The organism is Pseudodesulfovibrio profundus (genome assembly GCF_900217235.1).
GTDB classification, from domain to species: domain Bacteria; phylum Desulfobacterota; class Desulfovibrionia; order Desulfovibrionales; family Desulfovibrionaceae; genus Pseudodesulfovibrio; species Pseudodesulfovibrio profundus.
Map to the genome: position 1 here is coordinate 1594849 of NZ_LT907975.1, position 13300 is coordinate 1608148.

At 54.1% G+C, this 13300-nt stretch carries 14 protein-coding genes; 2 read left to right on the plus strand and 12 right to left on the minus strand.

The features are described 5' to 3' along the window. Nucleotides 1-14: 14 nt before the first annotated feature. From atpA to DPRO_RS07705, 10 genes are all read right to left on the minus strand, one after another. A complete protein-coding gene (gene atpA / locus DPRO_RS07660; protein ID WP_097011514.1) occupies nucleotides 15-1523 on the minus strand; it encodes a F0F1 ATP synthase subunit alpha in 1509 nt (502 codons plus the stop codon). A 4-nt stretch (nucleotides 1524-1527) separates the two neighbouring features. Then, on the minus strand, nucleotides 1528-2079 hold the full coding sequence (gene atpH / locus DPRO_RS07665; RefSeq protein ID WP_097011515.1) for an ATP synthase F1 subunit delta: 552 nt from the start codon (nucleotides 2077-2079) through the stop codon (nucleotides 1528-1530). Further along, a complete protein-coding gene (gene atpF / locus DPRO_RS07670; RefSeq protein ID WP_097011516.1) occupies nucleotides 2076-2654 on the minus strand; it encodes a F0F1 ATP synthase subunit B in 579 nt (192 codons plus the stop codon). The genes atpH and atpF overlap by 4 nt, the downstream gene beginning before the upstream one ends. A gap of 22 nt (nucleotides 2655-2676) precedes the next feature. Continuing rightward, nucleotides 2677-3099 carry an ATP synthase F0 subunit B gene (locus tag DPRO_RS07675; RefSeq protein ID WP_097011517.1) on the minus strand — a complete coding sequence of 141 codons (423 nt, stop codon included), beginning with the start codon at nucleotides 3097-3099 and terminating at the stop codon, nucleotides 2677-2679. A 128-nt stretch (nucleotides 3100-3227) separates the two neighbouring features. Then, nucleotides 3228-3596, minus strand: a complete 369-nt coding sequence (locus tag DPRO_RS07680) for a bactofilin family protein (RefSeq protein WP_097011518.1) — start codon at nucleotides 3594-3596, stop codon at nucleotides 3228-3230. A gap of 51 nt (nucleotides 3597-3647) precedes the next feature. Next, nucleotides 3648-4760, minus strand: coding sequence for a rod shape-determining protein RodA (rodA, locus tag DPRO_RS07685; protein ID WP_097011519.1), 1113 nt, complete (start codon nucleotides 4758-4760; stop codon nucleotides 3648-3650). Next, nucleotides 4750-6618, minus strand: coding sequence for a penicillin-binding protein 2 (gene mrdA, locus DPRO_RS07690; protein WP_097011520.1), 1869 nt, complete (start codon nucleotides 6616-6618; stop codon nucleotides 4750-4752). Before mrdA ends, rodA begins: the two co-directional genes overlap by 11 nt. Further along, nucleotides 6602-7087, minus strand: coding sequence for a hypothetical protein (locus DPRO_RS07695; protein ID WP_097011521.1), 486 nt, complete (start codon nucleotides 7085-7087; stop codon nucleotides 6602-6604). The genes mrdA and DPRO_RS07695 overlap by 17 nt, the downstream gene beginning before the upstream one ends. Continuing rightward, nucleotides 7071-7946, minus strand: a complete 876-nt coding sequence (gene mreC, locus DPRO_RS07700) for a rod shape-determining protein MreC (RefSeq protein ID WP_097011522.1) — start codon at nucleotides 7944-7946, stop codon at nucleotides 7071-7073. The genes DPRO_RS07695 and mreC overlap by 17 nt, the downstream gene beginning before the upstream one ends. Before the next feature lie 97 nt (nucleotides 7947-8043). Continuing rightward, complete coding sequence (locus tag DPRO_RS07705) at nucleotides 8044-9087, minus strand: rod shape-determining protein (RefSeq protein ID WP_097011523.1); 1044 nt, start codon at nucleotides 9085-9087, stop codon at nucleotides 8044-8046. 177 nt (nucleotides 9088-9264) lie between these two features. On the opposite strand from DPRO_RS07705, the gene DPRO_RS07710 reads away from it, so the two are divergent. Both DPRO_RS07710 and DPRO_RS07715 read left to right on the plus strand, forming a co-directional pair. After that, nucleotides 9265-10251 carry a TIGR01212 family radical SAM protein gene (locus DPRO_RS07710; RefSeq protein ID WP_097011524.1) on the plus strand — a complete coding sequence of 329 codons (987 nt, stop codon included), beginning with the start codon at nucleotides 9265-9267 and terminating at the stop codon, nucleotides 10249-10251. Between the two features lie 85 nt (nucleotides 10252-10336). Then, the gene (locus DPRO_RS07715; protein WP_097012874.1) at nucleotides 10337-10987 is read left to right on the plus strand and encodes an IS1595 family transposase; all 651 of its coding nucleotides are present in this window, start codon (nucleotides 10337-10339) and stop codon (nucleotides 10985-10987) included. Between the two features lie 93 nt (nucleotides 10988-11080). Here DPRO_RS07715 and DPRO_RS07720 read toward each other — a convergent pair whose 3' ends face one another. Beyond that, nucleotides 11081-11830 (minus strand): HAD-IA family hydrolase, encoded by a 750-nt coding sequence (locus DPRO_RS07720; RefSeq protein WP_097011525.1) that lies wholly within the window; start codon nucleotides 11828-11830, stop codon nucleotides 11081-11083. A gap of 51 nt (nucleotides 11831-11881) precedes the next feature. Then, nucleotides 11882-13270 (minus strand): ribulose-bisphosphate carboxylase, encoded by a 1389-nt coding sequence (locus DPRO_RS07725; protein ID WP_097011526.1) that lies wholly within the window; start codon nucleotides 13268-13270, stop codon nucleotides 11882-11884. Nucleotides 13271-13300 lie beyond the last annotated feature (30 nt).

Below are 13300 nucleotides of genomic sequence, written 5' to 3' on the forward strand. Positions count from 1 at the left end.
GTTAACCCCTTAGGTTAGGCGCTGAAGCCTTTCAAGAATTCTTCAATAGCTGCCTTCAGGTCAGCTTCCACAGCGTCATCAATCTTCTGCTTCTCAGCGATGGAGTCGAGCACGGAAGACTTGGCGTTGTTCATGAACTCAATGAATTCAGCTTCGAAACGGACAACCTCTTCTACAGGGACCTCATCAATAAAGCCGCGGGTACCGGCGTACAGAACAGCAACCTGCTCCTGGACGGTCAGCGGACGGTACTGAGGCTGCTTCAGAAGCTCAACCATGCGGGCACCGCGGTTCAGCTTGGCCTGAGTAGCCTTATCGAGATCGGAACCGAAGGAGGCGAATGCGGCGAGCTCGCGGTACTGAGCGAGGTCGAGACGCAGTGTACCGGCAACCTGCTTCATGGCCTTGATCTGTGCGGAACCACCGACTCGGGAGACGGAGAGACCGACGTTAATGGCCGGACGAACACCGGAGAGGAACAGGTTGGGTTCCAGGTAGATCTGACCATCGGTGATGGAGATAACGTTTGTCGGAATAAACGCGGAAACGTCACCAGCCTGGGTTTCAATAACCGGCAGAGCGGTCAGGGAACCGGCGCCCAGTTCGTCGTTAACCTTACAGGAACGCTCGAGGAGGCGGGAGTGGAGGTAGAAGACGTCACCGGGGAATGCTTCACGTCCCGGAGGGCGACGAAGCAGGAGGGACATTTCGCGGTAAGCGGTGGCCTGCTTGGAAAGGTCATCGTAGCAGATCAGGGCGTGCTTGCCGTTGTCGCGGTAGAACTCGGCCATGGTCGCACCGGTGTAGGCAGCGATGAACTGCAGCGGTGCGGGCTCGGAAGCGGTCGCGGAAATGATGGTGGTGTATTCCATGGCGCCGTGCTGACGGAGAATGTCGGCAACGAGAGCAACGGATGCTTTTTTCTGACCAATAGCGACGTAGAAGCAATGTACGTCAGTGGTCTTCTGGGCGAGGATGGCGTCGACGCAGACAGCGGTCTTACCGGTCTGACGGTCACCAATGACGAGTTCGCGCTGGCCGCGGCCAACAGGAGTCATGGCGTCAACAGCCTTGAGGCCGGTGTAGCAGGGCTCGTGAACGGACTTACGAGCGATGATGCCGGGTGCCTTCATCTCAACCGGACGAGTCTCGGTTGTGTTGATCGGTCCCAGACCATCAAGGGGCTCACCCAGCGGGTTAACAACGCGACCCATAACACCGTCACCAACGGGAACGGAGTAAATGTTACCGGTACGCTTGACCGGGTCACCTTCTTTAACACCGGTGTCCGGACCCAGGAGAGCAACACCAACGTTGTCTTCTTCCAGGTTGAGCACCATGCCCATCAGGCCACCGGGGAATTCCAGCAGCTCCATGGCCATGACGTTCTCTACGCCGTGAACACGAGCAATACCGTCACCAACGTAGAGGACGGTACCGGTCTCGCTCATTTCAACACGAGACTCATAATTCTGAATCTGGTCCTGAATGATTTTGCTGATTTCTTCTGCTTTGATCTGCATTGCCCTACTCACCCCTTTTAATATTTTCTTTCAAAATCTGCAGCTGAGCCTTGAGGCTGGCGTCCATAACCTTATCCCCTACTTTGAGGACGATGCCGCCAAGGATGTCCTTGTCGGTTGCGAAAGACAGTTCCAGCTTCTTGCCGGCCTGTTTTTCAAGGTTCGCCTGAATTGCAGATTTTCTTTCCTCGGAAAGCTCGCTCACCGTGATGAGTTCGCCGGAGATGACACCGGACACGGCGTCCATCATTGCCTTATAGTCGGAAGCGATAGCAGGAATCATCTCGACCCGGCCTTTGTCGGCCAGCAGGTCACAGAAGTTCTTAACCATCGGATCTACCGCAATCTTGTCAGTGAGCTGGTTCAGTACAGCCTTCTTCTCTTCAGCAGAGAATGAGGGATTCTTGAAGAACCCCACGGCTTCTGCGGATTCCATAATGGAATCGCTCAGAGCAACCAGCTGCTCGCCGTACTTCGCCTGATCTGCCTCGCCCTTGGCGGCGCCAATAGAGAACAGAGCCTTGGCGTAGCGGCGGGAAACTACGTTACCGGTCAATTGAGCACCACCTTGGTTAAATAGTCATCCACGAGCTTGTCGTGATCTTCCGCGCTCAGCTTCTCGGCAACGATTTTCTCTGCGGCTTCAACGACCATTTCGGCCATTTCGACACGAATGGTTTTGATAGCTGCCTGAGCTTCGTTGGAAGCGGTGCGCTTGGCCTGCTCCTTCAGAGCCTCGGCGTCGCTGTGAGCCTTGGCAATGATGCCTTCCTTGATCGCTTCGCCCTGCTGTCTGGCTTCGGCAATGATTGCCTCTTTTTCCTGCGCCATGTTGGCGATGCCAGCTTCAACTTCCTTGAGCTTCTTCTCGGCCTCGGCCTGACGGGTCTGCAGGTCGTCAAGTTCCTGCTTGATGCCGTCACGGCGACCAACGAAGAAGTCTCTGATCTTTGCACCGGCGAACTTGTACAGCAGGCCAGCGAAGATGATGAAGTTGACAATGCGGAGACCATAGTCTTTCACGTTCTCAGACGTGAAGAGAGCATGACCCTCCGCTGCGGCGGCAAAGGCAACCGACGAGATCGCCAGGGCGGACACCAGGACCGCAAAAAACACATACATCCGTTTCAAGATGAAACCCTCCTTCCCTCGTCTAAGCCTGGCCCAGGATCTTGCCCGTAGCGGCTTCGGCGAATTTGTCAACGTCCTTGGTCAGCTGATCCATGGCACCTTTGACCTCGCTCTTGATTTCAGCGCGAGCGGCCTGAATGGTGCTGGAGGCTTCCTCACCTGCGGCGGACATCAGCTTCTGCTCTTCAGCAGTGCCTTCGTCTTTCATGGCGGTGCGGATATCGTTGGCTTCCTTGCGAGCGGCTGCAAGCTGGACCTCATAATCGGCCACTTTGCCTTCAGCGCTGCTGTTGAAACCTTCGATCTTCTCCAGCTGATCAGCCATCAAACCCTTGCGTTTCTTGATGATCTCGCGAATGGGTTTGATCAGCAGCACGTTCAGCACGAAGATCGTGACTAAAAAGTTCACTGCTTGGATAAAAATTGTTTTGTCAGGTAATACCATACCGTTGCCCCCAGATAGGTTGTGAATTTTGGCGCAAAGTCACTGCCGATTACGCAATTTCAAGCGTTCTGTCAAAGGCTTTTTGCTTTTGACACGCTCAAAAAACAGCGGCTGCGCCCTGTTGAAAGTTAGCTGGAATCTGCTTCCGAGGTCCCTTCGGACTTGGAGCTCAGACTGCCCATATCAAGCTGTCCCTCAAGGACAGCACCCTCTTCCACCACCAGAACTGGCGTCCTGATGTTGCCTTGGAGATTGGCCGTTTTGTGCAGAACGACCTTGTTCTTGGCTGCCACCTCGCCCTGAATCTTCCCGGATAGGACGAGCTGGCCTACATTTACCTGGCCTTCCACCGAAGCCTCCTGCCCGACAACCAATGTGCCATCGGACTCGACTTCGCCCCGGAAGTTGCCATCTATTCGAACAGCACCCTGAAAGTGCAATCTTCCTTCATAGTTAGTACCAGCACCCAAAAAGGCGTTGATTTCATCTCTCGCCATCGAAACGCGCTCCTGAAAAGCTGTTTAATCCGCACTGCGACCGGACTTGGCCTACCTCTGCTTGAAGAGGAATCGGCGCATTGACACATTTAGCACAAGCCCTACGAGACAGAAGTTTACCAGTGTGGCACTGCCTCCATAGCTGATGAAAGGCAGCGGAATTCCTACTACTGGCATAAGCCCGAGGACCATACCCGTATTTATTAGGATTTGCCAGAAGAAATAAAAGAACACGCCTGTCGCCAGATAGCTCCCGAAAAGCCCCCGCGCATCACGTGCTATGAGCACCATTTGGTACAGGAAAAAACAGAATAGTGACAAAAGTAACATAGTCCCGAAAAAGCCCCACTCTTCACCCAGAACCGCCACGGCAAAGTCGGTGTGACGTTCGGGCAGGAAGCGCAACTGCGACTGGGTTCCCTCAAGGAATCCCTTGCCCCAGAAGCCGCCTGAGCCAATGGCTATCTCTGACTGGATGATATGGTAGCCAGCACCCAGTGGATCCGTGGTCGGATCAAGGAACGTCATGATTCGCTGCTTCTGATAGTCATGCAGGAAAAACCATGACAGCGGCAGCAAAAGAGGGATCACGAGGAGTGCGGTTTTAAAGACCCTGGGCGTCACGCCGCGGAAAAGGATCATGCCGCCCAATATCATTATGATCGAGAGGCCGGAACCAAGGTCCGGTTGCTTGATGATGAGCCCAGCAAGGATAAGTCCCACCCCGAGCACATAGAACAGGCGCAGGAAATCCAGTGGCTCACGCTCCTTGGAAAGGATGCGCGCTCCTACGATCAGTATGGCAATCTTGGCTAGTTCACTTGGCTGGAAGTTCATGAACCCCAGGTCAAGCCACCGTTTGGCTCCATAGATGGTTTTACCCATGAAGAAAACGGAAACGAGTAAAAGGACCGTGATCCAGAAGACAGGCCAGGCCAAGGTCTTGAGGTGACGGTAATCAAAGAACATGAACAGAATCATGCCGAACACGCCCATCAAACCCCAAATCAACTGCTTGTTGAAAAAGGGAGCGACACTCATGCCTTCTTCCAGCCGATGACCGCTGGCGGAATAGAGGTTGAGTGCACCGAGGGCAAACAGCATGATGGCCGAGATAAGCAGAGGCCAGTTGATGTAAAAAAAGAGCCTTCTATCAATTGGCATTCTTTTTCTCCGGCACTTTCAGTTCTCGCGCCTGGCGAGCTTTGGCTTTGCGCGATTCAGGATTTTTACGGACCTTGTCCAGGAACAGGTAATCTATGACCGCTTTGACAACCGGCCCAGCACCGGATGAGCCATGGAGACCATGCTCCACAAGCACGGCAATGGAAAATCGACGACCATCTTTTTCAGCAATGGCTGACATCCATGCGTGATCACGAAATCTGTAGGGGATGTCATCGTCATCCAGCTCCTTGAGTTCATCGGTCAAACGCACAACCTGAGTCGTTCCCGTCTTGCCACCAACCACGACACCGGGAGTACGAATACGCCGCGCAGTACCACGGTTGCTGTCCACGGTTTCCACCAATGCGTCATGGAGCAGATCCAGCTGTTTCTGATCAAGCGGTATGGTTCCCTGAACAACGGTCTTTTCATCTTTCAGCAGCAGCGGTTTCAACAACTTTCCACCGTTGATGACTCCAGCGAAGAATCGAGCAACCTGCAACGGGGTAACAAGCGTATACCCTTGCCCAATGGACATATTCAGGTTGTCACCTCCTTGCCAACTTTCGTTGAATCGGCGCTGTTTCCACTCACGCGTGGGCATGACTCCGGCCTTCTCATGTGGCAAACGGATTCCTGTCAGCTTGCCGAAACCAGATGCTTGTGCAAATTCGGACATGCGGTCAACGGTCAGCTTTTTTCCCATTCTATAGAAATATACGTCACAGGACTGAACCAATGCCGTTTCGAGATCGACCTTGCCGTGGCCCCATTTTTTCCAGCAACGGAAAACGCGTCGTCCCAGCTTCATCTGGCCGGTACAATTCACTGTTTCACTGGGATCGAGCATATCGTAGTGCAATCCGGCCCCAGCCACCACGTGCTTAAATACGGATCCGGGAGGATAGACGGACTGAATGACACGGTTCTGCATGGGGTGTAGCGGATCATCTCTGAGCTCGGCCCACTGTTCTGGCGTCAGCCCGGAAGAAAAATCATTGGAATCATATGACGGCGAGGTGGCCAATGCCCAAATCTGCCCTGTATCGGCGTCCATGACGACGACACCGCCTGCCTGCTCTTCAAGCCAGTCCATGGCCACTTTCTGCAGCCCCAGATCGATGGACAGAGAAACCTCGTGACCGGCCCTAGGGTGTTTGAGAATGCGTTCCTGCAAACGACGGCCAGTGACATCGACCTCGAACTGGCTTAGGCCCTTGACGCCACGCATGCGGTCTTCAAGGACAAACTCAATTCCCTGTTTGCCCACGGTATCACCGAGAGCGAGTTCGGGATTCTTTGCCATTTCGCGCTCGTTGGCTTCAGCTACATATCCGAGCACATGCGCCATGAGCTTGCCATAGCGATATTGTCTTCTGGGTCGAACCTGGACCTCAAGTCCGGGCCAGCGGAGTTTATTGGCATCAATAAGCGCAAGCTGATGAAAGGAAAGATCAGAGACCAGAATCAGCGGCTCGAACGGCTTCACCCGTCGGCGTTTTTTATTGTAGGTCTCCTTGAGTTCCTCAAAGGACAAATCGGTCCAGCGAGCCACCTGATGCAGGGTCTGGTCGATATCGGGGCAATCTTCCCGCACCAGCCCAAGGGCATAGGCAGGTTCATTGACCGCCAACAGGTCGCCGTTTCTATCGCGAATCAAGCCACGCGGTGAAAAAATATGTTCCTGACGAAGCTGGTTTTCTTTGGCCTTACGAGCGTATTCCTCGCCCCGGTGGATTTGCAGATACCACAGCCGGACGGAAAACAGACAAAACAGCGCAAGGATCAGAATCTGGAGCAGAAGAAGGCCGCTCTGGGGCGGCGTCTGGTCAGCATTGCTATAAAGGTTTGACATTGTGCCTCAACCTTTTGGGGTAAAGCGCGTCGATAATAACCCACACCCCGGCAAATGTTACTGCCTGAATCATACCTTCCCACAGCAGGGTATCCATGATGACATGGAGCTTGGCCAGCCTGGCAAGGCTGTACCCCAAAAAGACGTGCAAGCCACCCTGTGCCACTCCGAGCAGACACATGAACAGGATGGACCGTGCCTCGAAAAGCCAGCGCCCCATGGCGTAAAATACCGCCAGCATTCCATACGATGCCACACCATAGCCAAATGGAAGACTCCCCATCCCTTCCTGCAGAAGAATCCACACCAGCATGAGCCAGAGCGCGCCGTATCGATACTCTTTTTGCAGGGCCAGCACGATACCCGGAGCGAGGAAATCCACACCCGGCACGAAGCGCTGCGCCCATACGCCAAGCAGCGTATACCCGGACCACCACCCGATGGAAAGCAGATTACTGTTGGACAACATCGTCATCACCCTCTGTGACTTCGGGAGCCACGGGTTCTTCGATGGGGACGCGCTTGAGCAACAAGATTTCTTCCTGCTCAGCCATATCAACCAACGGCTCAGCCAAGATGGAAAGGAAAAGAGAGATATCCGAACGCTGAACCTTGACCACTCGCGCAACCGGCAGGCCTTTCGGGTAGATGCCGGAAAGACCGGAAGTGACGAGTATCTCGCCGGGTTCTATGTCGGAATTGAGATTGACGAAACGCAGCTCAAGGGGATTGCCATACCCACGACCCGAGAGCATGCCGGGAGAACGGTTGTCCTGTCCCAGAACGGCAATACGGCTATTGGGGTCGCTCAGCAGCAAGACCGTCGATGTCATGGCACCGGTTTCCAGCACGCGCCCGACAACTCCGTCAAGGGCAACCACGGGCATATCCTGCTCCACACCGGATGCAGCACCTGCATCGACTGCGACCGTGGCGAAGATGCCAGCAGGCCCCATTCGATGGGAAATAACGCGTGCGCCAGAGTATTCCCATTCCTGCGGCGGCTGGAATCCGAGCATTTTTTCGATTCGGGCGGCAGATTCAGCCCGCGAGTTGAGGAGCATCGATTGCCGTTTCAGCTCGCTGTTCTCACGTAGCAGGGCGTCGTTCTTCTGTTTGAGGTCGACAAAATAGATGTATCGCTCCCAGAACCCGACAACCTGATCTTTCACCCAGATGCCGGGGCGCAACACGTAGCCGGAGATATCCAGCCCGGTGTAGCTGGAAAGCGCGTCGAGGTGGCCGGTTCGCAGATTCCACGTGTACATGGAAAGATAGACGAAAAGTCCAACGACGATGATGACAGCTATTTTCTTCGGCCCGCTCACATTTGCTTCCTGCCCGCTGAGTTAAAAGACGCACGATTGCGTGGATGCTGCAATCGTGCGCCCCGGAACAACCAGTTTTCCGGCCATGAATGGCCGACTAGTCGGTGGTGATGTCTTTATAGAGATCGATATTGTCCAGCGCCTTACCCGAACCAAGAACGACCGCGGTAAGCGGGTCCTCGACTACGGTAATGGGCAACTGGGTCTCATGCTGCAACAGTTGGTCGAGTCCTTTGAGGAGTGCTCCACCACCGGTCAGTACGATACCTCGATCCACGATGTCGGCAGCCAGTTCGGGCGGCGTCTGCTCAAGGGCGATACGAACACCCTGAACGATGCCCTCGACCTGTTCGCTGATGGCGTCGCGAACCTCTTCCGCAGTGATCGGTCGATTCTGCGGGATACCTGTGACCAGATCGCGACCCTTGACTTCCATCACAGGCTCCTGATCCCCGAGAGGATAGGCGGAACCGATGTGAATCTTGATCTGTTCAGCCGTGGATTCACCGATGAGCATGTTGTACTTGCGTTTGACATGCTGCATGATCGCTTCATCCATCTTGTCGCCGCCTATGCGCACCGAGCGCGCATAAACGATACCCGACAGGGAGATGACAGCGATCTCAGTGGTACCGCCACCGATGTCGACGATCATGTTTGAGGTCGGTTCCGTAATCGGCAGATTGGCACCGATGGCAGCGGCCATGGGCTCCTCAATCAGGTAGACCTCACGTGCACCGGCAGACTGAGCGGATTCTCGCACTGCCCGTTTCTCTACCTGCGTGATGCCGGTAGGAACGCAGATCATGATGCGAGGCCGGACAAGCCTCCGAGAGTTATGAACTTTTGATATAAAGTGACGCAGCATGGCTTCCGTCACCTCGAAGTCGGCGATAACGCCGTCCTTCATGGGACGAATAGCGACGATGTTGCCGGGCGTTCTACCCAGCATCTTCTTTGCTTCGGCACCAACCGCCAATACCGCCTTGCCACCGCGCGAGTCTTTTTTGACCGCGACTACAGATGGCTCGGACAGCATGACTCCCTTGCCTTTGACATAGACCAGCGTATTGGCCGTCCCCAAGTCAATGGCAAGATCGTTCGAAAAAGAGCCGATAATTTTGTTAAGCAGGCTTCCCATTAAACCCCCGTTCCATTCGAAATTCGTTCAGAATCATATGCGAGAAAGGCACTTCCCAACGGCACGGAAGTGCGCTAGCGTACATTTTCAGTTGACGATTGGTACCAAACATAACCGGCTCAGGCAATACGCCAAGGCCGGTTTGAGCATATTTTCTCAACTTTTTCTAAAAACCACATGGTTCGATACTACTCCTTATCAGCATACACACGACAACGGTACGGCAAACGAGTCCAGAAAATTCCGCTCGACGCCGGTTTTTCCTGTCCAAACCGTGACGGCACCCTCTCCAGAACCGGCTGTATTTTCTGCAACCCGCGTGGTTCCGGATCCGGGTTTGCCGACAAGGGTATGTCCTTTGCCGAACAGTGGAAGTTCTGGCGCGACATTCACACGACCAACCATAATCTTGAACTCTTCACCGCCTACCTGCAATCCTACTCCAACACCCACGGCCCCATTGACCAACTGGCCGATGCCGTGGCCCAGCTCAAGGGGCTTCCCGGCCTGACCACCCTCAGCCTGGGTACACGCCCAGACTGCCTTGATGACAAAAAGCTGGACCTGCTTGCAGAACAGAAGGAGAAGCTGGGCCTTGAGGATGTGACGCTGGAACTGGGACTGCAATCAGCCTGCGACAAAACGCTGGCCCACATCAATCGAGGCCACACGGCCCGCGCCTTTGCCGACGCAACCAAGGCGGCGGCACAACGCGGCCTGACGGTGGTGGCCCATGTCATCGCTGGTCTGCCATCCGTGTATGGTCGCGAAGGACGTAATGAGTTACTCGATTCCGTTCGCTTCATCAATCGACTTCCAATAAACGGCATCAAGTTCCACAACCTGTATGTATGCCGCGACACGGGCATCGCCAAAATGTATGAAAACGGACAGTACACGCCCCTGAGTCAGCTCGAATATCTCAGTTTTCTCTCGGACGCGCTCATGCTGCTCAAGCCGACCACCATTGTACACCGGCTCAACGGCAATCCACTGGAAGGCGAGTTGATCGCCCCGGAATGGGCAGCCAACATGCGCGGCCTGCACAACGCGGTACGCAATCATCTCGACGGCGGCGACATCTGGCAGGGCAAGCACAACGGTGCTGAAGACGCCATCCCCGATTGGTTCGACGCAGCCTATTCGGGCGAGGTCCCCTTTTAAGCATGACTGACAGGCAAGAGACACAAATCGAGACAATTGTGGTCGGGGCTGTACCAGATAACTCCTTTGGGTTATCGGTATGGCAATGCGAAAAAGTCGTTTGAGCAAGGACAAGCAGCTTCGTTTAATCGAACATTTTGTGGCTGGCACGACAGCTCGTTGCGCTGCCGATCTGGTTGGTGTGAACGTCAAAACAGCCGCCTATTACTTTCACCGGCTCCGGGAAATCATAGCGGTAGAAGAGTCCTGTGAAGGGATGGATTTTGGCGAATTTGAGGTCGATGAGAGCTACTTCGGTGGCAAGCGAAAGGGCAAAAGAGGACGTGGGGCGGCTGGTAAGGTTCCTGTTTTTGGAATCCTTAAAAGGGGCGGGAAGGTCTATACACAGGTGATTCCTGATGCGAAAGGTAAAACCTTGCTTCCCATTATTCAGGAAAGAATCCAGCCAGACAGTGTGGTTTACTCGGACTGCTGGTATGGCTACAATGTCCTTGATGTGTCAGCGTTCAAACACTTCCGAATCAACCACTCGAAGCTGTTTGCAGATAGCCACAACCACATCAATGGAATCGAGAATTTTTGGAACCAGGCCAAACGCCATATGAGGAAATTCAACGGCATTCCAACCAAGCATTTTTCTCTGTTTTTAAAGGAATGCGAGTGGCGTTTTAATAACAGCAATCCGCGAAGCCAGTTTAAACAACTGAAACAGTGGGTTAGAAGACATATGGGCTAGTTATCTGGTACAGCCCCTTTTAATAATACATCAATCTCAAATTAAATCAATAACTAAACACGTGTTTGACTGTGGACTGACAATAGCAGACTGTTAAGCTCTCCGCTGATAGATGGATTGTGCAGCAGCATGCCACGCCTCAAGATGACACATGGAAATTGGTCTTAACGTTCCGCCCAGCGTTGGGACACCATTTTCGAAACCATGGACAAGGGCTATTTCCTTCCCAAAGCTCTGATGTCGAGTGTATGCATTGGTCGTTACCACGGTGGGAAGGCCTGCCTCAAAGGCAGCGTTCAACCCATTCTCGGAATCTTCGACCGCAAGGCACTCCAAGGGGTTCAACCCAAGCTGCCTCAATGCTTCAATGTATACATCAGGTGCAGGCTTCTTGTTTTCCACCTGATCACCGGCCATAATGACTTCCCAGTGCTCTCGCTGGAGCACTCCAGAATGGAAAAGAGCTTCGACATTGACCAGTGAGGTTGTCGTGGCGATGGCAAGCCGGTTTCCCCTTTGCACGGCTTCCTCGATGAGAGCTTCCACGCCCGGCCTCAGGCCGAGACCACCGTTGCGCACGCTATGGTTATAGAAATCGGTCTTCACGGCGTGGATGTCTTCCGGCGTTTTTGGCATGCTTTCTTCGTCTATTCTGGACAGCTCCATATAATGCCGGATTCGCTCCTTACCGCCTGTGACGTCGAGTAGCTTCAAATACGCCTCATGACTCCAATGCCAGTCAAGACCCGCGTCTTCGAATGACTGATTAAAAGCCTTTCGGTGTAACTCCTCACTATCCACAAGAGTGCCGTCTACATCCCAGATAAGAGCCTCAAGTTTCATAAAACCTCCCCATAAATAAGGAAGGGGCCGTAGCCCCTCCCTTGATCATTATTAACCAAGTTGTTCGCGCCAACCGGGGTAGAACCGGTCTGCGTCTTGCGGGAAGGATTCAAATGCCCGAGCCAGTTCCTTATGCTCCTTGGCATATTCCACGAGATTGACTCCCTGGATCCACGCTTCATGCGACTGTCTCAGCGACAGCGCGCCTGCCGTGGGACCATCGACGTGCCCGAAAGCACCGCCGCCAGAGGTCTGGCAGATATTGGAATGGCCGAGGTTGTCGAAGAAGCCCGGCAGTCTCAGGGCATTCATGCCACCGGAGATCATGGGTGTCGTCGCTTTCATACCGTACCATTTCTGCTTGAAATACGGCCCTTGGGCCTCTTCACGCTCGATCATGTAGGCCATGGCCTTGTCGCTCCTGTCGCCTTCCATCTTACCGAATCCCATGGTGCCGGTGTGGATACCGGATGCACCCTGGAGGCGAGACATCTTGCTCAGCACAAAGGCGGTATAACCGCGTTTGGCCTGGGGAGAGGTGACAGCGCCATGCCCTGCCCTGTGGTAGTGCAGGAACTGATTGGGGAAGTTCCTACGGGCGGTGGTGATGGAGGTCGGGCCTGCCACATATCCATCAACCAGGAAAGCAACCTGGTTTGCATTCTCACCAAACGCTTCGAGGATATACTCACCGCGAGCGATCATCTCCAGCGGATCATCGGCCGTTATGTTGGCCGAGAAGACTTTGGCTTCACCGGTCTCGTCCTGGGCGCGTTTCATGGCATCGGCAACGGCCGTGATGGTCTCCTTGAGAGGCGCAAACACCTGGTTACCCTGGGGTTCGTCGTTCTTGACGAAATCGCCACCAAGCCAGAATTGGTAACAGGCTTCGGCAAAGGGTTTGGGACGCAAGCCCAGCTTGGGCTTGACGATGGTACCGACGATCATGCCGCCGTTTTCCGTGGGACGATCCAGCATACGCCAGAAGTCCGAGATATTCTTGGACGGACCGTCAAAGAGTTCCAGATACTGACGAGGCACGTAGAAATCATGCATCTTGGCGTAGGCCACATCACCCATGCCCTGGTTGTTACCGATGCACAGGGTCAGGAACGAGGCGAGCATGGCCCGACCGTCAATGATGTTGCGGTCAAAGAGTTCCACCGGATAGGCGATCTTCATCAACGAATCACCGTCTCCAACATCCTTGACTTCGTACACCAGGGCATCGACCCCTTTGGTGAAATCATCGGTGGTGCACACTTCAACGTTGGTGCCGGTGGATGATTCGGCTGCAAAGTGGGCTGCCACCTCGACATCACCGTACCCATCGGCTGGTTTGAAAATGTAGGCGCAGAGGACGTGCCTGCCGTCGGCGATCAGCTTTTCTTCATTCAGGTCAAAGTTCACATAGCGATTGGTTTGGTCATATACAGACATGGTTGTCTCCTTTTGTCTCAGCACGTGTGT